Consider the following 21,754-nt stretch of genomic DNA (forward strand, 5'->3'; position numbering starts at 1 on the left):
ATGTCGAACGATCTCGCGCCGGTCTCCGCCGCGCAGGTCCTCGAACCGAATCCAATTCCTATTCAAGGCTTATCGGTTCGACCCATTGCGCCCGGGACGGCCCCGGCTCGAAGGGATCGCCGAAGTACTGCGTCTCACGGACCACTTCACCCCCCTGGAACTCCATGATGCTCACCACGTAATACGGTTGCCCGTCGTAGGTCAGCACGAGCTCGCTGATCCAGAGATCGCCGCCGCCGAGCATGCGCCGCACGGTGAAGCGCTTGGCATTCGGCTGGGCTTCCCGTGACGCCTGAATTCCGGCCCGGCTCGCGATCCGCTCGCCCGACTGCGGATATTCGAGAACCGCGTCGGCGCGGTAGATTTCGTGTTCCGCATCGAAGTCGTTGGCGTCGGAGGCCGCCCAGTGGCGCTGCAGGGCCGCCCGCACGTCGTCATCCCCCATGATGATCTCCTCTCGGGCGGATCTCGACCGCTTCCATGTTCCTCCCCGGCACGGCTGTGTGGCTACCGCCAACCGTGGGTTAGCGCCCTTTACCGGGTTGTGCCACCGGAGTATCGTTCGGCCCTGCCGACAGGCGTCGTCACCGTCTGACCAGGGGACCGTCACATGTCCACCAAGCGTCCGGGCGATGAACACGGACGGAGGTGTGGCGGATGGATCGCGTCGCGGTGATCACCGGAGCCAGCCGGGGAATCGGAGCGGCGACCGCACTGGTGCTCGCGCAGCGCGGATTTCGCGTGGTGGTCAATTACCACTCCAGCGCCGAGCAGGCCGACGAAGTGGTGCGAGCCGCGACGGCGGCCGGCGGCGCGGCTATCGCGATTCGTGCCGATGTCACCGCACCCGACGACGTCACCGCGATGATGGACCAAGCGACGCGGGAATGGGGGCGCGTCGACGTGCTCGTGCACAACGCGTTGATCCCCTTCGCCGTGACCTCATTCGCCGACCTGACCTGGGAGCAATTGGGCGGCAAGCTGGACCGCGAGCTCCATGCCGCGTACCTGATCACCAAAGCTGTTGTGCCGGGCATGATTTCGCGGGGCTACGGGCGCCTGGTCTACCTGAGCACGGGGTTGTCGCGCCGGCCCCGCGAAGGCATGATCGCGCTGGGCACGGCCAAGGCAGCGTTGGACCAGTTCGTCAGATACGTCGCGCTCGAGGTGGCGCCGCACGGGATCACCGCGAACCTCGTCGCGCCCGCCACCGTCGCCGAAACAAAGGTGAGCGGCCAGTTGTCGCCAGGTGAGGTGAAGCGCCTCGGTGTGACCAACCCCATGGGGCGCCTGGTGACCCCGGAGGAGGTCGCCAAGACGGTGGCTTTCCTGGCCAGTGCGGACTCCGAATTCACCACGGGCCACTACCTGCCCGTCAACGGTGGCCTTGCCATGGACTGAAAAGACTCTCGCCACAGCGGAAGTCACCCTATTCGGAAGGGCCCGAGCGGTGCTGACGATCGATCTCGCCTACGTCGGGCGCGGTATCCACGAGGAGTTGGTCGCCCACGTTGCTGACCAGGAGGGCTATTTCGAGGACGAAGGTGTCCACGTCGCCATCCGCGACGGGATCGCCTGGCCGGCCGAGCGGCTGCGCCGCGGCGCGGTGATCGGCCTGGGCCGGACCTTGCTGTCGCGGATGAGTGACGGGATCGGCTGGACAGTGCTCAGCGTCAGTACCGATCGGCCGCTGTTCTGGTTTCTCGGCAACGCCGAGGTGAATTCCATGACGGATCTTCGCGGGCGGCGCCTGGCCGTCCACGCTCCCGACAGCCCTCCCGGCGCATTCGCCCGAATTGTCCTGCGCAAACACGGCCTGGACCCCGATCACGACCTGCACTGCGTGGTGCGGCATCCGGGTGATTACCAGATGGACCTGCGCCGCCTGCGGGACGGCTCGATCGACGCCGCCTACGTGGGCAGCACCCTGTCTCCCGAACAGGTCGCCGACGAGGAGGGGTTCCACGTGCTGGCCTGGGTCGGCGATCACTTTCAGATCCCCACCGTGGGCGTCGCCGTGGACCCCGCGCACACCCCGCTGGACAGCCCGGCCTTGCAGGGTGTCGTGCGGGCCAACCAGCGGGCCCTGCGCACCCTCGCCGAGCAACCCGGCCGGGCTGTCGACTATGTCGCGTGGTTCCTCGATCGGCTCACGCGCGAGGAAGCGCACCGCTACTACGACCGCTACGTCCGTCCGTACTTCGTGCCCGACCGCCGGATCGACCCCGGTGCCGGGCAGCGAGCGATCGACGCCGTCGCGCACGAGTTGGGCGTCGCGGCGATCGCCGCCGCGGACTTCTATCACCAGTGCGTCAGTCGGGCGCCCGCCCCTTGACCATGGGGCACCCGTTCGCCCGACGGGGTCGGCGGTCAGCGGACGTTGCGGCCCAGCCACTCATTGAGTGGCGCGGCGGCGCGCAGGGCTTTGACTACGCGGTCTTTGGCCTTGCGGGTGCCGAGCCACGCACCGATGGGCCAGCCCTTGGTCATCGCGATGCCTTTGTGCCGTAGCAGCTCGATCCGCGGATGGTCGCGAGGATATCCGCGCGGCGCGCTCTTGAGGGTGTCGTGAGCCGTGATCTGGTAACCGGCGGCGTGCAGGGCGGCGACGATCTCGGCGAGTTCTGCACCGGACCGCTCAGCGTCGAGCGCGTCGCGGTAGCGCTGCAACTCGGCGGGCTCGGGCATGTAGAGGCCGCTGGCCACTTTGAGTTCGTGGGCGGACAGCGCCACATACCCGTCGCCCACCGTGGCCGAGCAGTTGGTCTTGTAGGGCGACTTGTCGGCGGAGAATCGGACGTCGCGGTGAGGCCGGAAGATCCGGCCGTCTCCGAACTCGCCGGCGAGCTCGGCCAGCAGTTCTTCCATCGGAACCCGCACGGCGCGTTCGTAGACGCCCTTGTTTTTCTGCCAGTACGTCTTGGAGTTGTCGGCCTCGAGACCCTCGTAGAACTCGACCGCCTCGACCGGCCATCCGCGAAACGCCATCCCGCTGTCCTTCCCGCCGGGAACCCGACCCCGCAGACGGGTAACCACATCCACGTCAATATTCCCCAGGGCTGGGACGGCTTTCGCGGTTTCGCGCAAGACAGGGTCCGTGACGAAGGCAACGGATGCAAGTCCATTCCGGTGCGCCGCGCCGCCGAGGACGTCGACGACGTCCGAGAGACGTTCCTTCGCGCGCTGACGACGGCCGAACGCGAGCGACTGCTCACCAGCCTGAAGAAATGCCTGCCCGCCGCCCGGCCGGCGCCGCCACGCGGATCCGGGCGCACACCCGACCGAACCTAGGGCGTCGCCGCGACCTAGGCCGCCAGGTCGTCGTCGGACTCCCGCGACAGCGCCGCGGCGGTTCGCCTGGCGCGCCGCCAGCTCCGCACCGTTGCGATGGCCGTCTTGAGGCCGCGGCGGCGTCCGGTCGCCGGATCGGTGCCGACGAAACCGGGTTCGAGGTCGGCGAACATCCGCTCGCTGCGCGTCTCCGGCGCGTTGTCGGCGTCGTCGCGCAGGTACTGGTTGGGCAGCGACAGCTTGGCGATGGTGCGCCACGTCTTGCCGTACTGCACAAGGAAATTGCCCGTGGTGTAGGGCAGGTCGTACTTGTCGCAGACCTCGCGGACACGGACCGAGATCTCGTGCAAGCGGTTGCTCGGCAGATCCGGATACAGATGGTGCTCGATCTGGTGACACAGATTGCCGCTCATGAACCGCAGCGCGGGGCCCGCCTCGAAGTTGGCGCTGCCCAGCATCTGACGCAGGTACCACTGGCCCTTGGTCTCGCCGATCATGTCGGTCTTGGCGAACTTCTCTGCGCCGTCGGGGAAGTGGCCGCAGAAGATGACGGCGTTGGCCCACACGTTGCGGATGACGTTGGCGACGGCGTTGGCCTTCAGCGTCGACGTGTAGGTCGCGCCGGGCGACAGCGCGGTCAGCGCCGGGAAGGCGACGTAGTCCTTGAGCACCTGCCGGCCCGCCTTGGCCAGGAACTCATCGACCCGCTGCCGGGCATCGTCCTGGTCCATTCGCTTCTTGGCGATCTTGCCGAGTTCCACGTGCTGCAGGCCGACGCCCCACTCGAAGAGAAGCGCGAGCATGGTGTTGTAGACCAGGTTCAGCATGTTGAAACGCTTCCAGCGCTGGTCTCGGGTGACGCGGAGCAAGCCGTAGCCCACGTCGTCGTCCATACCGAGGATGTTGGTGTACTTGTGGTGCACGAAGTTGTGGGTGTAGCGCCAGTGCTTGGACGAACCGCTCATGTCCCACTCCCACGTCGAGGAGTGAATCTCCGGGTCGTTCATCCAGTCCCACTGGCCGTGCATGACGTTGTGGCCGATCTCCATGTTCTCGATGACCTTGGCCACGCCCAGCGCCACCGTGCCGGCCCACCAGGCAGAACGCCGCGAACTGGCGGCCAGCGCCAGCCGCGCCGCCACCTCCAGCGCGCGTTGCGCGGCGATGGTGCGGCGGATGTAGCGGGCGTCTCTCGCGCCGCGCGACTCCTCCACGTCCTGGCGGATGGCATCCAGCTCGAAGGCCAGGTTTTCCAGATCGGCGTCCGTCAGATGGGCGAATACGTCGATGTCGGTGATCGCCATCGTCATCATCTCCCTGCGATTGTGCGGTCTCGGACCTACGCTATCGTAACCTACGAGCCCGTAGGTTACCTGTGAGTAGCCTTTATATGTCTAGCGCGCAATCACCGGAGGCGGCCGAGATGCACGTCTGAACCCGGGTGCCGGGGTCGTGTTCGGCGCCGGTTCGCAGGTCACGGACGTGGCCTTCGACCAAGCTGACCACACACGATTGGCAGATGCCCATCCGGCAGCCGAACGGCATCTGCACCCCGGCGCCCTCCCCCGCGTCCATCAACGACGTGGCGGCGTCGGCGGCGACGGTGCGGCCGCTGCGAACGAACGTGACGGTGCCACCGGCTCCGGCGGGCGCGGCCTTGGACACCGCGAAACGCTCCAGGTGCAGCCGATCGCTGATGCCCGCGGCCGACCATGCCCGCTCGGCCCCGGCGAGCAGCCCCTCCGGCCCGCAGGCCCAGGTCTGCCGCTCGCGCCAGTCGGGCACGTCCTGCTCGATCGACCCGAGGTCCAGCCGCCCCTGCCTCCGGGTCTCGCGCAGCTGCAGTCGGTAGCCGGGCTGCGCGGCAGCCAGCGCCGCCAGCTCGGCGCGGAACATCATGCCGGCTTCCGACGGCGCCGAGTGGAGGTGGATGACGTCGCCGATCTGGTTGCGCCGGACCAACGTTCGCAGCATCGACATCACCGGCGTGATCCCGGAGCCGGCGGTGAGGAAAAGGATGGCCGCCGGCGCCGGGTCGGGCAGCACGAAGTTGCCCTGCGGCGCGGCCAGCCGGACGATGGTCCCCGGCGCGACGCCCGCCACCAGGTGGGTGGACAAGAAGCCCTCCGGCATGGCCTTGACCGTGATGGTCACCGTGCGCCCCGACGCCGCACCCGCGGCCGGCGTCGACGTCAGCGAGTACGACCGCCAGCGCCAGCGGCCTTCGACCAGGAGCCCGATCCCGATGTACTGGCCCGGCTGATAGTCGAAGTTGAATCCCCAGCCCGGCTTGATCACCAGCGTCGCGGAGTCCTCGGTCTCCCGGCGGACCTCGAGGACGCGGCCGCGCAACTCCCGCGCCGACCACAGCGGGTTGGCCAGGTGCAGGTAGTCGTCGGGCAACAGCGGGGTGGTGATGCGCGCGGCGATCTTGCGCAACGCGTGCCAGCCGGGATGCCGTTCCGCGCCGGCCACTTCGGGACGTTTGGTGTCGATGACGTTGCCCGTAATCGACGGGTTGCGTTTGCCCAGCGGAAGCTCCTGCTCACTACGTGGCCCATGACTGACGCTCACATTGTGATCGATTCTCTGCGCTCCACAAAACCTACGGTACCGTAACCTACGGTGTCGTAGCTACAGCAGTTCGAGCAAGAACGGGAGCTCCTGGTTCGCATACCACGCCAGGTCGTGGTCCTGGGCGTCGCCGACGATCAGCTCCGCGTCCTCGTCTCCCAGGTCAGCCGCGTCGATGGCCTCGATGGCCTTCGCGACGGCCGGCTCGGCGCCCGCGGTGTCGACGTAGGCGGCGATCACCCGATCCATCGGCACGGGCCCGGCGAGCCTGACGACGGCGTCGTCGAGGTCGGGACGGTAGGTGACGTCGTCGACCTCGGCGGCCAGCACCGCGCGACGAAGCGGCTCGTCACCGGCGCCTTCGGCCAGCAGGCGCAGCGACGCCAACGCCGCCTCGCCGAGGGCCACCTCGGCGAGCTCCTCGTCGTCGCCCTGGGCATAGGCCTCGCGCAACGTCGGCGTGACCGCGAAGGCGGTGCCGTTGACCGGCCGCACGGAGCCGTCGCTGACCAGCCGCTGCAACATCGCCAGGGTGGCCGGGATGTAGACATGCGTCATGTGCGCGCCGCGCCCCGGGCGAGGCGCCCCGCGTAGTCGTCGACGTAGGTCGACAGATCGCGCGGCGGGCGCTGGTAGTTCCCGCTATCGACAGGGCGTTTCGGGAGCCTGACCTCGGGCGTGGCCACATCGGCGTATTCGATCGTGGACAGCAGGTGGGCCATCATATTCAGCCGGGCGTGCTTCTTGATGTCGGACTCCACGACATACCACGGGCTGACCGGCGTGTCGGTGTGCACCATCATCTCGTCCTTGGCGCGCGAATACTCTTCCCACCGGTACACCGATTCCAGATCCATGGTGGAAAGCTTCCACCGCCGCACCGGGTCATTGCGCCGCGCCTTGAACCGCCGCAACTGTTCGGCCTCCGAAACCGAAAACCAATACTTGCGCAACAGGATTCCGTCGTCGATAAGCATCTGCTCGAAGATCGGCGTCTGCCGCAAAAACAACACATACTCCTGCGGCGTGCAGAATCCCATCACTTTCTCGATGCCGGCGCGGTTGTACCACGACCGGTCGAAAAGCACGATCTCGCCTTTGGCGGGCAGGTGCTTGATGTAGCGCTGGTAATACCACTGGCCGCGTTCCCGATCCGTCGGCACCGGCAAGGCGGCGACCTGCGCGACCCTCGGGCTGAGGTACTCGGTGACCCGCTTGATCGCACCCCCCTTGCCCGCGGCGTCGCGGCCTTCGAAGATGATGACGACGCGCGCACCCGAATGGCGCACCCATTCCTGCAATTTCACCAACTCCGTTTGCAGCCTGAATAATTCGGCCTCGTAAACGGCGTCGGAGATCTTCGGTTCGGTCCGTTTGGATCGTTTGGCGGACTTCCTCGCCCGCTCGGACTTCTCCGCCTTTGCCGGACTGCCGTCGTGCGTCGGAGTGCTCACGAAAACGAATGATAGATCCGCGGCCCGAATTTCACCCGCGGAGCTACCGGGACGCTTCGAGGAGTTCGTCGAGAGATTGGCTCAACAGCCCCGGCAGCAGATCGACGTCGCTCATCGCTTCGCGGTCGGCGTTGATCCCGAAGTAGAGCATGCCGTTGTAGGACGTCACGCCGATGGCCAGGGCCTGGTTGTGCAGCAGCGGGGGCACGGCGTAGGTCTCGAGCAGTTTGGTTCCGGCGACATACATCTGCGACTGCGCACCGGGAGCGTTGGTGATCAGCAGGTTGAACGTCCGCTTGGAGAAGCTCGGGAAGCTGGTGGCGACCCGAATCCCCATGGCGTGCAACGTCGGTGGCGCGAACCCCGAGAGGGTGACGATGGTCCTGGCGTCGACCAGCCGGGCCGCGGTGGGATTGGATTCCGTGGCGTGCGCGATCTGCGACAACCGCACCACGGCATTGGGCTCCCCCACCGGCAGGTCGACCAGGAAGGGCATCACCTGGCTGATGGTCTGCCCGGGACCGGTAGCGTCGAGCTGGGCGTCGGCGTAGACCGACAGCGGCGCCATCGCCCGGACCGTCGCGGTCGGCGACACCGCCTCTCCCCGCGACATCAGCCAGTTGCCCAGCGCGCCGGCGATGACCGCCAGCACCACGTCGTTGACGTCACAGTCGTAGCGCGCACGCACGGCGCGGTAGTCCGCGAGGCTGCCGGAGGCGACCGTGAAGCGGCGATGGCGCGACACCGTGGCGTTGAGCGGGCTGCTGGGCGCGGTGCCGCGCGCCAGGGCGCGCGCGAAGTTCAGCGCCCGCCGGCCGGTGTCGACGAGTTCGCCGTAGTTGGTGAGCAGGCCGGTGATCGCGGAACCGACCGCCTGCATCTGGTTGCCGGGACCGACGAACCACTCGCCGATCGCCCCGAGAGCCAGGCGGGTATTGCCCGGGTCGCGCTCCGGTACCCAGATGTCCTCGGGGAACGGCGGCGGGCGCTTGGTCCGGTCGGCGATGACGTGGTTGATCTCCAGCGCGCTCATGCCGTTGATCAGCGCCTGATGCGACTTGGTGTACAGGGCCACGCGGTTCTTGGACAAGCCCTCGACCAGGTACATCTCCCACAGCGGCCGCGACTTGTCGAGCGGCCGCGCCGCCAGGCGGGCGACCAGCTCGTGCAGCTGCTCGTCGCTGCCCGGCGACGGCAGCGCCGAACGGCGCACGTGGTAGGTGATGTCGAAGTCGTTGTCGTCGAGCCAGACGGGGCGGGCCGTGCCGATTCGCACTTCCCGGACCTTCTGCCGGTACCGCGGGATCTGCGGCAGCCGCTGCTCGACGGTGGCCAGCAGCGTCTCGTAACTCAGGCCGGCCCGGGGACGCCGAAGGATGGACAGCGACCCGACATACATGGGGGTGGCCGTGTTTTCCAGCCGGTAGAAGGACGCGTCCGACGGCGACAGCCGGGTCACCATGACGGCGCCGTCCTCATCAAATCGTCCTCAATCGCTCGGTGATCTCTGCTTGGCAGGCGTACCCGCCCACGGTAATAGTCCCGGCGCCGCAGAGCTCGCGGCGGGTACGCGCGCGGCCGAGTTGTGCCATGATGACCGATGTCCGCCCCTCTCCAGCGGGACGCCCGTTCGGGTCGAATGCAATCGCAGCGTGCGAGTTGGAGAGTGTGCGTGACCGCTGATCCCGCCTCGAGCCCGCCACCCGGGGACGCCTTCTCCGTCACGCGCGTGGTCGACTACGAGCCCCCGGCGGGCGACGTCTCGCACGGCCAGCCGTCCCACCCGCCGTTGCGCCGCCCGTATGGCGGCCGGCCCGGCAAACGAACGACGCCGCCCGAGGCCGGCGCCGGCAAAGTCGCGCCCATGGCCATGCCCGCGCCGATGCGGCAGGCGGCGGCGTTCGCCGACGCGGCGTTGCGCCGGATCTTGGAGGTCATCGACCGGCGCCGCCCCGCCGCACAGCTGCGGCCCATGCTGGCGCCCGGCCTGGTCGACTCGGTGGTCTCGGTCGGCCGTTCCGGGCACCCGGGCCCACAGCGCGGGGCGGCTGTGCTGCGCCGGATGCGGCTGCAGCCGGCCGGGCACCGCGACGTGCTCGCCGCGGCCGAGGTGTTCGGCTCGTACAGTCGCGGGAACCGCATGCACGCCATCGCATGCCGGGTCGAACGCGTGGGCGACGAGACCGGCGGGAACAGGTGGCAGGTGGTCGCGCTGCACATCGGGTGAGCGCCTCCGGTCAGGCGGACGGCCCGGCCCCGGCCGGCAAGGGGCCGCCCGTATAGCGGGCCAGCACCGGGCCCACGATGGCCATCACGAACACATACGCCGTCGCCAACGCGGCGACCGTCGGGATCGAGGTGCCGGCCAGCCCGATGATGATCAGCGAAAACTCGCCCCTGGCGATCAGCGCCGAGCCCGCGCGCAGTTGGCCGCGACGCGCCACACCCTCGCGCCGTGCGGCATAGACCCCGGTCAGCACCTTGGTCGCGGCGGTGACCACCGCCAGCACCAGCGCCGCCGGCAGCATGGGGATCAGCTCGTGCGGGTCGACGGAGAAGCCGATCGCCAGGAAGAAGATGGCGGCGAACAGGTCCCGTAACGGCCCCAGCACCTCGCGGGACCGCTCCGCCGTCTCGCCCGTCAGCGTCAGCCCCACCAAGAATGCGCCCACGGCGGCCGAGGCGTGCAGTGACTCGGCCACGGCCGCCACCATCAGCGTGATGCCCAGAACCCGCAGCAACAGCTGCTCGGGGTCGGGGTGTTCGACCAGCCGGCCGACGTGGTGGCCCCAGCGGTAGGACGCGGCGAACGCCGCCAGCAGGGCGGCTACCGCCGCGACCATGCCCCCGACCGCGTGCAGCCAGCCGCCGCCCGACGCCAGCACCGCGAACAACGGCAGGTACGCCGCCATCGCGAAGTCCTCGAGGACCAGCACCGACAGCACGGCGGGCGTCTCGCGGTTACCGAGCCGGCCCAGGTCGCCGAGCAGCCGCGCGACGACTCCCGACGAGGAGATGTAGGTGACGCCGGCCAGGCACAGGATGGCGACGCCGTCCAATCCCAGCAACCACCCGGCGATGGCACCGGGCAACGCGTTGAGCACGACGTCGACACCCGCGGAGGGCAGGTGGCGCCGCATGCTGGCGGCGAACTCGGTCGCGGAGAACTCCAGGCCCAGGGTCAGCAACAGCAGCACGACGCCGATGGGCGCGCTCGTGGTGACGAACTCGCCCGCTGCGGCCACCGGCAGGATGCCTCCCTTGCCCAGTGACAGTCCCGCCAGCAGGTAGACCGGTATCGGTGACAACGCGAATCGCCTTGCGGCGGTGCCCAATACGGCCAGGATGGCCAGGAGGGCGCCGAGCTCGAACAGCAGCGCCCCCGAAACCTGCACCCGCTCAGCCCTTGTCGATAATTCGTTCGACACCGGCGATGCCGTCTTCGGTGCCGATGACGATCAGGACGTCCTGCGCGCGCAACATCTCGGCCGGGCCGGGCGAGGCGAGCACTTCCTCGTTGCGCACGATGGCGACGATGGACGCTCCGGTGCGGGTGCGGGCGTGGGTGTCGCCCAGCGGGTGTCCGACGAAGGGGCTGCCGGTCAGGATGTGGACCTGCCGCGTCTCGAGACCCGGAATCTCCTTGGCCAGTTCCGTGAACCGCTCGGCGATGCGGGGCGCCCCGAGGATCTGGGCCACCGCCTCGGCCTCCTGATCGCTCAGATGCAGGATCGGTCGCGCCTCGTCGGGGTCCTCGCGGGCGTAGACGACGACGTCGAAGTCGCCGCTGCGCCGCGCGATGATGCCGATCCGGTCCCCCTTGTGGTCGGTGAATTCGTAACGCAGACCGACACCGGGTAGCAGCACCTCCTTGACGTCCATGTCGTCAATCCTGACAGGGCCGGCCGGCGCCCAGGTAGCCGGCTAGTGCCGCCGGCGCGCCGCGTCGGCGTTGCGTGCGCGCGCCAAGGCCTTCAGGGGCAGCAACATTGAGACGTCCCGGCGGTAGGCGACATATTCTTCGCCCAGCGCGGCGACCAGGTCGCGCTCTTCGATCCGCACGGCGAGCAGGATGTACACCGTCATCGCGATCGAGAACAGCAGGTGCCCCGCCGTCATCGTGGGCACCGCCCAAAAGGCGATGACGAATCCCAGCATCAGCGGGTGGCGCACCAGGCGGTACAGCAGCGGGGCACGAAACCCAACGTGGCTGTAAGGCTTTCCACGCCACGCCAGGTAAACCTGGCGCAGGCCGAACAAATCGACATGGCTGACCATGAAAGTCGAGGCCAGCACGATCGCCCAGCCCAGCCAGAACAGCGCCCACAGCGTCGCGCGCAACGCCGGCTGCCGGACCTCCCAGACCACGGTGGGCATGGTCCGCCATTGCCAGTACAGCAGCGCCAGCACCGCGCTGGACATCAGCACGTAGGTGCTGCGCTCGATCGACGGCGGCACGACACGTGTCCACCGCTGTTTGAACGCCGGGCGCGCCATGACGCTGTGCTGGACGCCGAACGCGCCCAGCAGCAGCACGTTGACCAGTGCCGCCCAGCCCGGCGACGCCGGGTGCCCATGATCGACGGAGCGCGGCACCCAGATGTTGCCCAGGAAGCCGACGAGGTACCCGAACGACACAAGGAACAGCAGGTAGGCGACACCACCGTAGGCGATCGCGAGATGCCGGTTCATTAGCCAAGTGTCCGCCTCGCGGACCCGCGTGCCTATAGGTTGTCGGCCCCGATTTCGGCGGCCCGCGCCGGGCCGGGCTAGCGGCGCTTGACCGACTTCGGCGGTTTGGCGCCGCGGCCCTGCTGCCTGGCGGCCGCCCGCCGCTCGCGCCGGCTCGCGCCGCCGGGGACGCCGGCGGGCGCCTTCTCGCCGCCGCCGTTGCGCTGAACCTGCGCCGAACCGTCCTCCGAGGGGCCGGAGTAGGTCAGCGCGGGCTGCTCGTCGTCGATTCCCTTGGCCCGCAACCTGTTCGGAGTCTCCTCGCGCGCGGGCGGGGCCGTGTCACCCTGCTCGGGCGCGGTGCCGAGGTTTTTGAGGCCCTCCGGCGTTTCGACCGGCGCGACCTGCGGGGAGGGCGCCGCCTCGACGACGACGTTGAACAGGAACCCGACGGACTCCTCCTTCATGCCGTCGAGCATGGCCATGAACATGTCGTAGCCCTCGCGCTGGTACTCAACCAGCGGGTCGCGCTGCGCCATCGCCCGCAACCCGATGCCCTCCTTGAGGTAGTCCATCTCGTAGAGGTGCTCGCGCCACTTGCGGTCGATCACGTTGAGCAAGACGTTGCGCTCCAGCTGGCGCATCGCGCCCTCGCCGGCGATCTCCTCGAGCTCGGCTTCCCGCACACCGTAAGCACGTTCGGCGTCCTTGAGCAGCTCGTCGAGCAACTCCTCGCGGGTCAGGTCGTCGCGATCGGAGTCACCGTCGAGACGCATCAGCTCTTCGTGGCTGATGCCGACCGGGTACAGCGTCTTGAGCGCCGTCCACAGCGCCTCCAGATCCCAGTCCTCGGCGTAGCCCTCGCCGGTGGCGCCGTTGACGTAAGCGGTGATGACGTCGCGGACCATCTCCAGCGCCTGCTCCTTGACGTTTTCGCCCTCCAGGATCCGGCGGCGCTCGGCGTAGATCACCTTGCGCTGCTGGTTCATCACCTCGTCGTACTTGAGGACGTTCTTTCTGACCTCGAAGTTCTGCTGCTCCACCTGAGTCTGGGCGCTCTTGATGGCCCGGGTGACCATCTTGGCCTCGATGGGCACGTCCTCGGGCAGGTTCAGCCGGGTCAACAACGATTCCAGGGCGGCGCCGTTGAACCGGCGCATGAGCTCGTCGCCCAGCGACAGGTAGAAGCGGGACTCACCCGGGTCGCCCTGCCGGCCGGAGCGGCCGCGCAGCTGGTTGTCGATGCGCCGCGACTCGTGTCGTTCGGTGCCCAGCACGTACAGACCACCGGCCTCGATCACCTCGGCGGCCTCTTTTCCGGCCTCCTCCTTGACCAGCGGCAGCTCTTCGTGCCAGGCCGCCTCGTATTCGTCGGCCGTTTCCACCGGATCCAGGCCGCGCTCCCGCAGCCGCTGGTCGGTGAGGAAGTCGACGTTGCCGCCCAGCACGATGTCGGTGCCGCGGCCGGCCATGTTGGTGGCCACCGTGACGCCGCCCCGGCGGCCGGCGACGGCGACGATGCCCGCCTCCTGCTCGTGGAACTTGGCGTTGAGCACGTTGTGCGGGATCCGCCGCTTGGTGAATTGGCGCGACAGGTACTCCGAGCGCTCGACACTGGTGGTGCCGATCAGGACCGGCTGGCCCTTCTCGTAGCGCTCGGCCACGTCGTCGACCACCGCGATGTACTTGGCTTCCTCGGTCTTGTAGATCAGGTCGGACTGGTCGGTGCGGACCATCGGCTTGTTGGTCGGGATGGGCACCACGCCGAGCTTGTAGATCTCGTGCAGCTCGGCCGCCTCGGTCTGGGCGGTGCCCGTCATGCCGGCGAGCTTGTCGTAGAGACGGAAGTAGTTCTGCAGGGTGATGGTGGCCAACGTCTGGTTCTCGGCCTTGATCTCGACGTGCTCCTTGGCCTCGATGGCCTGGTGCATGCCCTCGTTGTAGCGGCGGCCGTAGAGGACGCGCCCGGTGAACTCGTCGACGATGAGCACCTCGCCGTCGCGGACGATGTAGTCCTTGTCGCGGCTGAACAGCTCCTTGGCCTTCAGCGCGTTGTTGAGGTAGCTGACCAGCGGGGAGTTGGCGGCCTCGTAGAGGTTGTCGATGCCGAGCTGGTCCTCGACGAACTCGACGCCGAGTTCGTGCACGCCGACGGTTCGCTTGCGCAGGTCCACCTCGTAGTGGACGTCCTTCTCCATCAGCGGCGCCAGCCGGGCGAACTCGAGGTACCAGTTGGAGGCGCCGTCGGCGGGGCCGGAAATGATCAGCGGGGTGCGGGCCTCGTCGATCAGGATCGAGTCGACCTCGTCGACGATCGCGAAGTTGTGCCCGCGCTGCACCAGGTCGTCGAGCGAATGCGCCATGTTGTCGCGCAGATAGTCGAAGCCGAACTCGTTGTTGGTGCCGTAGGTGATGTCGGCGTTGTAGGCCACGCGGCGCTCGTCGGGGGTCATCTGCGCCAGGATCACGCCGACGTCGAGGCCCAGGAAGCGGTGCACGCGGCCCATCCACTCGCTGTCGCGCTTGGCCAGGTAGTCGTTGACCGTGACGACGTGCACGCCTTTTCCGCCGATGCCGTTGAGGTAGGCAGGCAGCACCGACGTCAGGGTCTTGCCCTCGCCGGTCTTCATCTCGGCGACGTTGCCGAAGTGCAGCGCCGCCGCGCCCATCACCTGCACGTCGAAGGGGCGCTGGTCGAGCACCCGCCAGGCCGCCTCTCGCGCCACGGCGAAGGCCTCAGGCAGCAGGTCGTCGAGGCTTTCTCCGTCGGCGTGCCGCTTCTTGAACTCGTCGGTCTTGGCCCGCAACTCGGCGTCGGTGAGCTTCTCCACCTCGTCGGAGAGGGTGTTGACGTAGTCAGACACCCGCTTGAGACGCTTGAGCATGCGGCCTTCGCCGAGGCGCAGCAACTTCGACAGCACGGTGTTGTCCCCTTTTCGGGATCTTCCCCTGGTGGTAGGAGTCTTCTCGTAAGCGACTCCCATCGTAGGTGACAACCCCACGATGGCCCGCCCGCGGCGATCGCGAGCGCGGCTTCGCCGGGCGCGGCGGGTCGCGCCGCCCCAGTACCCGCGGCGATCGCGAGCGCGGCTTCGCCGGGCGCTGCGGGTCGCCGCCCCGGTACCCACGGCGATCGCGAGCGCGGCTTCGCCGGGCGCGGCGGGTCGCCGCCCCCGTACCCGTCAGGACAGCCTGATCAGCCCGTAGTCATAGGCGTGGCGGCGGTAGACGACGCACGGCCGCTCGGTCTGCTTGTCGTGGAACAAGAAGAAGTCGTGCCCGACCAGTTCCATCTCGTAGAGAGCGTCGTCGACCGTCATCGGCGTGGCCGGATGCTCCTTTGTGCGGACTATCCGCCCGGGTTCGTGCTCGGGTTCGATGCCGTTGCGTTCGACGGGAGGGGGCTCCGGCCGGCGTTCGGTTTGCGGCACCACCGCGGTGGCGGCCGCCAGCGAGACCGGGGTCTTGTCGCCGTAGTGGACCTTGCGGCGGTCCTTGGCGCGGCGCAACCGGTTCTCGAGCTTGTCGACCGCGGACTCGAACGCGGCGTAAAAGCTGTCGGCGCAGGCCTCGGCCCGGCTCACCGGCCCGCGGCCGCGCGCGGTGATCTCCACCCGCTGGCACGACTTGCGCTGCCGCCGGTTGGGCGCGTGTTTGAGTTCGACGTCGAAAAGGTAGATGGAGCGATCGAATCGCTCCAGCCGGGCGAGTTTGCTTGACACGTAATTTCGGTAGTGATCGGGGATTTCGACATTGCGGCCCTTGAAAACAACCTCGGCCTGGGGGGCCGACTCGGCCTGCCCGTCGGCTTCTGGCGGCACCTCGTCGAGAACCTGGACGGAATCCACGGAAATCCTTGACATACGGGACAACTCGCTCCTCATTTCATGTCGCACGCGTACTGCGTGCTCGGCTACCAAATACGCGCCGACGAGGTTGGAGCGGGTCTGAGAAGATTTCCCGCCGCAGGCAGCCCGCCGGTGCAAGGTGTCGGATACTCACCCCCTCCCACGTGTGGGGTCTGCACGGCGGAAAACCGCGACCAAGAACTCAGACCAACAGAGTCATTCAAGGTTGTCCTCGACGTTAGCTCTTGTTCGCCAAGCGACGCCACTAATTTCGCTGACTGTTGCGAGTTCTTCACAACCTCTTGGCGGGTTCACGGGCTCGGCGCCCGGCCGCACAGATTCACGCGGCCGCGAGGGCCAGCACGGCGGCCACCGCCACCCCCGCGTCGCGCAGCACCCGCACCGATTCGCGCGCGGTGGCGCCGGTGGTGACGATGTCGTCGACGAGCACGACCTCGGCGCCCGGCGCGACGAGCCGCCGGCCCCGCAACGCGACCCGGCCCGCGACGTTGCGCTCACGGGCCGCGGTGCTCAGGCCCACCGAGTCCCGGACCAGGGCTCTGTACCGCAACAGCTCGGCGACGGCGATGCCGGGATGTCCGGCCACCGCCGCCCGCGCCAGCCTGGTCACCGGGTCTCCCCCGCGCCGCCGTGCCGCCGAACGCCGCGTCGGCGCGGGCACGATGACCAGCGGGGTATCGACCATTCCCCACGTCAGCAGCCGATGCACGCCGGTGGCCAGCGCGCACGCCAGCGGCGCCGCGAGGTCGCCGCGGCCGTGCTCCTTCAACGCCAGGATGGCGCGCCGGCGCGCGCCGGCGTACCGGCCGAGCGCGAAGACGGGCGCACGGGGGTCGACACGTGGCTCGACCACGTGCGGCTGGTCGGCGGCCACCGACAGTTCGGCGGCGCAGGCGTCACACCAGCGGGTGGACGGCGCCCCGCAACCGCCGCACTGCAGGGGCAGGATCAGGTCGAGCACGCCAGCAGTGTCGCTCGCGGCACCGACAGGGCGGTTCAGCCGGGCAACACCGGCGCCGCTCCCAACACCCCGAGACCGGCCACCTCGGACCATCCCTGCTGGCCCTCCGCGGCGGACGCCGAATACTGCAGCACCCCCTGGGGGTCGGCAACGTAGATCGTCGAGGGATTGGCCGCGACCGTCGACACCGGAAGCTGCAGCCCGCGGGCAGGCGCGTCGGAGTTCACCCCGTCGAGGTTGACGTAGGACACCGGGTGGCTCGCGTCGGTGCGGGTGACCACGATGTCGTCGCCGGTCCGCCACGACAACGACACCACCGACGTGCCCAGGCCGAAGCCCACCCGCCGCGGGTAGGTCAGGGCGTACTGGCCCGCCTGGGTCTGCTCGACACCGGCGAGTATCACCTGGCCGCCGATCACCATCGCGGCACGCGTGCTGTCCCGGGACAGCTGCAGATCCGTGATGGGGCCCGGGAAACGGCTGGACACCGCGACAGAATCCACCGGGATGCGCGCGGGTTGTCCCGACGCGGGTTCCTGAATCGCCCGCAGGACGTTGTTGCCGTCCACCACCACCCACACCGCGTCGTCCAGCGACCAGCTGGGCCGCGACAGGCTGTGCCCGTCGGCGGACTGGGCCGCCTCGCCGCCGAGATCGCCGATCCACAGCGACGCCTCCACGTCCGGCGCGCCGCGGCGCAGCGTCACCACCGACGCCACCTGGCGTCCGCTGCGGGACAGGGCGGCGCCGGTCTGGTCGCCCATCCGGCCGAACGCCCCCGGCACGTTGGTGGCGCGCTGCCCGTCGAGGCCCACCAGCGACCCGTTGACCAGGGCGTGCAGCCCCGCGCCCGCGCCGTCGGCGACGCCCGGATCGGTGGCCGCGACGTCGGAGGTGGTCCACCCCTCGGCGAACCTGTCGTCCAGCGGCGCGCCGTCGGCGTTGATCACGTACGGGCCGCGGATGTCGGCCCGGGCCAGCGTCCAGATGATCTGCGCGGCAAGCAATTGCCTGCTGTGCGGGTCGGTGGTGGACAGCTTCTCGAGGTCGATGCGGGCACCGCCGTAGCCGCGCCCGATCCCGTTCTTGCCGCCGTCGGCGCGGGTGACCGGCCCGCGCAGCCGCAGCGGCGGGGCGAGCAGGTTGCGCACGGTGTGGGCCATCTCGGGCCGCGGTCCGGCGATCATCTTGGAGATCAGCTCGGTGGCCAGCTGATCGTGATCGGCCACCGCGACGTAGCGCGGGTCGGGCACCACCGTCTTGCCGGTCGGGTCGGCGAAGTAGAGGGTGTTGCGCTTGTAGGTCGCCTGGAACTGTTGCCAGTCCAGGAAGACGCCGTTGGGCAGCCGGTCGATGCGCCAGCCCCCGGATGTCTTCACCAACTCGATCGGGCCCGGGTCCGGCAGCACGCCCTCGGCGGTCTCGAAGACCCCGACGTCGGACAGCGAGCCCAGGATGTCGGCCCGCATGGTCGCCGAAACCCGTTCGGCGGCGCGGGTTTCGACGAAGACCACGTGGTCGATCAGCAGTGCGCTGCCGGCGTCGTCCCAGGAGTTGGATGCCGACTGGGTGAGGAACTGGCGCGCCGCCAGGTGCCGGTTCGCGGGATCGGCCGTGGCCTTGAGGAATTCACGCAGCAGCACGTCCGGGTCCATGCCGGGCGTCGGCTTGGGCAGGTTCGACGGGGCCGGCCGCTCGACGGTGCCGATGGCCTGTGGGGCCGACGTGCTGGGCACGCCCGCACAGCCGGCGAGCAACAGCGCCGACGACAGCAGCGCGAAAAGCTTGCGCCTCATCACCCGCTCCGCTCGGCGTGCTCACGCGGCCTGGGCAGGTCCGCGCGTTCCGGGGCGGCGTGCTGCGGGCCCGCCTGCGGCATGGGCTTCAGCGGCAGCGGACTGGTCGTGACCTTGTGGCCCCGGACCAGCGGCAGCGTCAACCGGAAGCAGGCGCCCTGACCCGGTTCGCCCCAGGCCTCCAGCCGGCCCTGATGCAGCCGCGCGTCCTCGATGCTGATCGCCAGGCCCAGCCCGGTCCCGCCGGATCGCCGCACCCGCGACGGGTCCGACCGCCAGAACCGGCTGAACACCAGCTTCTCCTCGCCCGGGCGCAGGCCCACGCCGTGGTCGCGGACGGTGACGGCGACGGTGTCCTCGTCGACGCCCATCCGGATCTGCACGGGCTTGTGCTCGGCATGGTCGATGGCGTTGGCGATCAGGTTGCGCAGGATCCGCTCGACCCGGCGCGCGTCCACCTCCGCGATCACCTCTTCGCCGGGCATGTCCACCTGCAGCTCGATGCCGGCATCCTCGGCCAGGTGTCCCACGTTGCCCAGCGCGCTGCCCACGGTGGTGCGCAGGTCGACCGCCTCGACGGACAGTTCGGCCACGCCGGCGTCGTGCCGGGAGATCTCCAGCAGGTCGTTGAGCAGCGTCTCGAACCGGTCCAGCTCGCTGACCATCAGTTCGGTGGAGCGCCGCAGTGTCGGGTCGAGGTCCTCACTGTGGTCGTAGATCAGGTCGGCGGCCATGCGCACGGTGGTCAGCGGGGTGCGCAGCTCGTGGCTGACGTCCGAGGTGAACCGGCGTTGCAGGTTGCCGAACTCCTCGAGCTGGGTGATCTGCCGGGACAGGCTCTCGGCCATGTCGTTGAACGACAACGCCAGCCGGGCCATGTCGTCCTCGCCGCGCACCGGCATCCGTTCGGAGAGGTGCCCTTCGGCGAACCGTTCGGCGATGCGCGACGCCGACCGGACCGGCACCACCACCTGTCGCGTCACCAGCAGCGCGATCCCGGCCAGCAGCACCAGCAGGACGGCGCCGCCGGTGATCATCGTCCCGCGCACCAGCTGAATGGTGGCCTGCTCGTTCTTCAACGGGAAAATCAGGTACAGCTCGAGGTTGGCCACCTGCGACGACGCCGGCGAGCCGACGATCAGCGCGGGACCCGAGAAGCCGTCGGTGTGCACGGTGGCGTACTGGTAGGCGGCCTGCCCGGCCCTGACGAAGCCGCGCAACGAGTTCGGCACCTGATCGACGGGCCCCGCCGCGGTGGCCGCGCGCGGGCCGTCGCCCGGGACCATCAGCACCGCGTCGAACGCGCCGGCCAGGCCGGCGCCCGACGCCGAGTCGGTCTTGGACGTCAGCGTGTTGCGGGCCAGCTGCAGACTGCTGTCCAGCGAGCGCGTCTCCTCGCCGCTGACGATCCCGCCGACGGTGATGCGGGCCCGCTCGATCTGCTCGATCGCGGCCCGGACCTTGACGTCAAGAACGCGGTTGGTGACCTGGCTGGTCAGTACGAAGCCGAGGGCGAGGATGACCGCCGTCGACAGACCGAGGGTCAACGCCATGACGCGCAGCTGCAACGACCGGCGCCAGGCGACGCCGACGGCGCGGCTGACCGCGCCCATCCCGCGACTCATGGGGCCGGAGCGCCCCCAGCGGCTGCGAGTACGTCGCCGGGACCCCCACCACATCAATGACGCCGCTCCCGCAAGTCGGCGCGGGTCACGGAGGTCCGGCCTTGTATCCCACTCCTCGAACGGTCAACACCACGGTCGGGTTTTCAGGGTCTTTCTCGACTTTGGCCCGCAGACGCTGGACGTGCACGTTCACCAGGCGCGTGTCAGCCGGGTGACGGTATCCCCAGACCTGTTCGAGGAGCACATCACGAGTAAACACCTGCCGCGGTTTGCGCGCCAACGCGACGAGCAGGTCGAATTCCAGCGGCGTCAGCGAGATCTGCTCGCCGTTGCGGGTGACCTTGTGGGCCGGGACGTCGATCTCGACGTCGGCGATCGACAGCATCTCGGCGGGCTCGTCGTCGTTGCGCCGCAACCGTGCCCGCACCCGGGCGACGAGTTCCTTCGGCTTGAACGGCTTCATGATGTAGTCGTCGGCGCCGGACTCCAGGCCCAGCACCACGTCCACGGTGTCGGTCTTGGCCGTCAACATGACGATGGGAACGCCGGAGTCGGCGCGCAACACCCGGCACACGTCGATGCCGTTCATGCCCGGCAACATCAGATCGAGCAGCACCAGGTCGGGGCGCAGTTCGCGCACCGCGGTCAGGGCCTGGGTACCGTCACCGATGACAGCGGTGTCGAAGCCCTCCCCACGAAGCACGATGGTGAGCATCTCGGCCAACGAAGCGTCGTCGTCGACAACCAAAATCCTTTGCCTCATGGAGTCCATGGTGTCACCAGATCGGGACAAATCCGGCGCACCACACGGGCGTTTCGTGCCCGACACCGCCAAATCGTGACAATTCTGTGCTAACCGGCCGTGAAAGTCGCCACCAATCGCCCCGGATCGACGTCGGCGTCCACCGCCAGCCACGGTCCGCCCCAGCCCGCGGCGGCCAGTTCGGCATACACAGCGCCGGTGCGGCGCTGCAGGTCGTCGTCGCGTTCGTAGGTGTCGCGTGCACGGCCCGGCTCGGACTCGGCCCGGCTGCGGGCCCGCTGCCCGGCCAGCTCCGCGGACACCGCGAGCAACACCTGCCAATCGGGCGCCGGCAGCCCGAGGCGCTGGAACTCCAGGCGGCGCACCCATTCCACCGCCTCGCCGTCGGCGCCCTGGTGCAGCCGCGCGGCGCTGTAGGCCGCGTTGGAGGCGACGTAACGGTCCAGGATCACCGCGTCGTGCGCACCGCACAGCGCTTCGATCTCGCCCACGGCGGCCGCACGGTCCAGCGCGAACAGCGTCGCCATCGCATACACCGACGACGCCAGATCGCCGTGTTCGCCGTGTAGCGCCTCGGCGGCGATATCGGCGGCCACCGACTGCCCGTAACGGGGGAAGGCCAGCGTCGCCACCGACTTGCCCTCGGCCCGCAACACCGCGCACAGGCCGTCGGTCAGCGTCCGCTTGCCCGCGCCGTCGACGCCCTCGATCGCGATCAGCACGGCGCGAGCCTATCCGCGATCTGGGTCC

At 69.0% G+C, this 21,754-nt stretch carries 21 protein-coding genes; 4 read left to right on the top strand and 17 right to left on the bottom strand.

The window, feature by feature from the left end; genetic code table 11:
* Window positions 1–58: 58 nt before the first annotated feature.
* Entirely contained in the window at window positions 59–445 is a 387-nt protein-coding gene (locus G6N48_RS13965) for a nuclear transport factor 2 family protein (protein ID WP_085267640.1), read from the bottom strand.
* Between the two features lie 212 nt (window positions 446–657).
* Between G6N48_RS13965 and G6N48_RS13970 the strand changes: the two genes are divergently transcribed.
* Together G6N48_RS13970 and G6N48_RS13975 are read left to right on the top strand one after the other, a co-directional pair.
* A complete protein-coding gene (locus tag G6N48_RS13970) occupies window positions 658–1,401 on the top strand; it encodes an SDR family NAD(P)-dependent oxidoreductase (protein WP_085267639.1) in 744 nt (247 codons plus the stop codon).
* 49 nt (window positions 1,402–1,450) lie between these two features.
* Window positions 1,451–2,335 carry an ABC transporter substrate-binding protein gene (locus G6N48_RS13975; protein ID WP_085267638.1) on the top strand — a complete coding sequence of 295 codons (885 nt, stop codon included), beginning with the start codon at window positions 1,451–1,453 and terminating at the stop codon, window positions 2,333–2,335.
* Window positions 2,336–2,370: 35 nt separating this feature from the next.
* Here the strand turns inward: G6N48_RS13975 and G6N48_RS13980 are convergent, their stop codons facing one another.
* Complete coding sequence (locus G6N48_RS13980; RefSeq protein ID WP_085267637.1) at window positions 2,371–2,988, bottom strand: DUF2461 domain-containing protein; 618 nt, start codon at window positions 2,986–2,988, stop codon at window positions 2,371–2,373.
* A gap of 141 nt (window positions 2,989–3,129) precedes the next feature.
* On the opposite strand from G6N48_RS13980, the gene G6N48_RS13985 reads away from it, so the two are divergent.
* Window positions 3,130–3,291, top strand: coding sequence for a hypothetical protein (locus tag G6N48_RS13985; RefSeq protein ID WP_161494165.1), 162 nt, complete (start codon window positions 3,130–3,132; stop codon window positions 3,289–3,291).
* 14 nt (window positions 3,292–3,305) lie between these two features.
* Here G6N48_RS13985 and G6N48_RS13990 read toward each other — a convergent pair whose 3' ends face one another.
* The 5 genes from G6N48_RS13990 to G6N48_RS14010 all read right to left on the bottom strand — a co-directional run bounded on the left by G6N48_RS13990 (window position 3,306) and on the right by G6N48_RS14010 (window position 8,781).
* Window positions 3,306–4,595 (bottom strand): fatty acid desaturase family protein, encoded by a 1,290-nt coding sequence (locus G6N48_RS13990; protein WP_085268024.1) that lies wholly within the window; start codon window positions 4,593–4,595, stop codon window positions 3,306–3,308.
* An 82-nt stretch (window positions 4,596–4,677) separates the two neighbouring features.
* A complete protein-coding gene (locus tag G6N48_RS13995) occupies window positions 4,678–5,823 on the bottom strand; it encodes a ferredoxin reductase (protein WP_085268023.1) in 1,146 nt (381 codons plus the stop codon).
* 102 nt (window positions 5,824–5,925) lie between these two features.
* Window positions 5,926–6,423, bottom strand: coding sequence for a DUF6912 family protein (locus G6N48_RS14000; protein WP_085267636.1), 498 nt, complete (start codon window positions 6,421–6,423; stop codon window positions 5,926–5,928).
* Window positions 6,420–7,319, bottom strand: a complete 900-nt coding sequence (gene ppk2, locus G6N48_RS14005; protein WP_085267635.1) for a polyphosphate kinase 2 — start codon at window positions 7,317–7,319, stop codon at window positions 6,420–6,422. The genes G6N48_RS14000 and ppk2 overlap by 4 nt, the downstream gene beginning before the upstream one ends.
* A 43-nt stretch (window positions 7,320–7,362) precedes the next feature.
* Window positions 7,363–8,781, bottom strand: coding sequence for a WS/DGAT/MGAT family O-acyltransferase (locus G6N48_RS14010; RefSeq protein ID WP_085267634.1), 1,419 nt, complete (start codon window positions 8,779–8,781; stop codon window positions 7,363–7,365).
* A gap of 210 nt (window positions 8,782–8,991) precedes the next feature.
* On the opposite strand from G6N48_RS14010, the gene G6N48_RS14015 reads away from it, so the two are divergent.
* Window positions 8,992–9,546: an Rv3235 family protein gene (locus G6N48_RS14015; RefSeq protein WP_139825618.1), complete on the top strand. Its 555-nt coding sequence runs from the start codon at window positions 8,992–8,994 to the stop codon at window positions 9,544–9,546.
* Window positions 9,547–9,556: 10 nt separating this feature from the next.
* Here G6N48_RS14015 and G6N48_RS14020 read toward each other — a convergent pair whose 3' ends face one another.
* The 10 genes from G6N48_RS14020 to G6N48_RS14065 all read right to left on the bottom strand — a co-directional run bounded on the left by G6N48_RS14020 (window position 9,557) and on the right by G6N48_RS14065 (window position 21,726).
* The gene (locus tag G6N48_RS14020) at window positions 9,557–10,714 is read right to left on the bottom strand and encodes a cation:proton antiporter (RefSeq protein ID WP_085267632.1); all 1,158 of its coding nucleotides are present in this window, start codon (window positions 10,712–10,714) and stop codon (window positions 9,557–9,559) included.
* 4 nt (window positions 10,715–10,718) lie between these two features.
* Window positions 10,719–11,201 (bottom strand): cation:proton antiporter regulatory subunit, encoded by a 483-nt coding sequence (locus tag G6N48_RS14025; RefSeq protein WP_085267631.1) that lies wholly within the window; start codon window positions 11,199–11,201, stop codon window positions 10,719–10,721.
* 42 nt (window positions 11,202–11,243) lie between these two features.
* Entirely contained in the window at window positions 11,244–12,011 is a 768-nt protein-coding gene (mddA, locus tag G6N48_RS14030; RefSeq protein WP_085267630.1) for a methanethiol S-methyltransferase, read from the bottom strand.
* 77 nt (window positions 12,012–12,088) lie between these two features.
* Window positions 12,089–14,911, bottom strand: coding sequence for a preprotein translocase subunit SecA (gene secA, locus G6N48_RS14035; RefSeq protein ID WP_085267629.1), 2,823 nt, complete (start codon window positions 14,909–14,911; stop codon window positions 12,089–12,091).
* Window positions 14,912–15,172: 261 nt separating this feature from the next.
* Complete coding sequence (gene hpf, locus G6N48_RS14040; RefSeq protein ID WP_085267628.1) at window positions 15,173–15,838, bottom strand: ribosome hibernation-promoting factor, HPF/YfiA family; 666 nt, start codon at window positions 15,836–15,838, stop codon at window positions 15,173–15,175.
* A 340-nt stretch (window positions 15,839–16,178) separates the two neighbouring features.
* Window positions 16,179–16,820, bottom strand: coding sequence for a ComF family protein (locus G6N48_RS14045; RefSeq protein WP_085267627.1), 642 nt, complete (start codon window positions 16,818–16,820; stop codon window positions 16,179–16,181).
* A 35-nt stretch (window positions 16,821–16,855) separates the two neighbouring features.
* Window positions 16,856–18,616, bottom strand: a complete 1,761-nt coding sequence (lpqB, locus tag G6N48_RS14050; RefSeq protein ID WP_085267626.1) for an MtrAB system accessory lipoprotein LpqB — start codon at window positions 18,614–18,616, stop codon at window positions 16,856–16,858.
* Window positions 18,616–20,295, bottom strand: a complete 1,680-nt coding sequence (mtrB, locus tag G6N48_RS14055; protein ID WP_085267625.1) for an MtrAB system histidine kinase MtrB — start codon at window positions 20,293–20,295, stop codon at window positions 18,616–18,618. The genes lpqB and mtrB overlap by 1 nt, the downstream gene beginning before the upstream one ends.
* 31 nt (window positions 20,296–20,326) lie before the next feature.
* Window positions 20,327–21,013: a two-component system response regulator MtrA gene (gene mtrA / locus G6N48_RS14060; protein WP_007168097.1), complete on the bottom strand. Its 687-nt coding sequence runs from the start codon at window positions 21,011–21,013 to the stop codon at window positions 20,327–20,329.
* A gap of 80 nt (window positions 21,014–21,093) precedes the next feature.
* Window positions 21,094–21,726, bottom strand: a complete 633-nt coding sequence (locus G6N48_RS14065; RefSeq protein WP_085267624.1) for a dTMP kinase — start codon at window positions 21,724–21,726, stop codon at window positions 21,094–21,096.
* Between the last annotated feature and the right edge of the window lie 28 nt (window positions 21,727–21,754).

This window comes from Mycobacterium parmense, assembly GCF_010730575.1.
GTDB classification, from domain to species: Bacteria; Actinomycetota; Actinomycetes; order Mycobacteriales; family Mycobacteriaceae; genus Mycobacterium; species Mycobacterium parmense.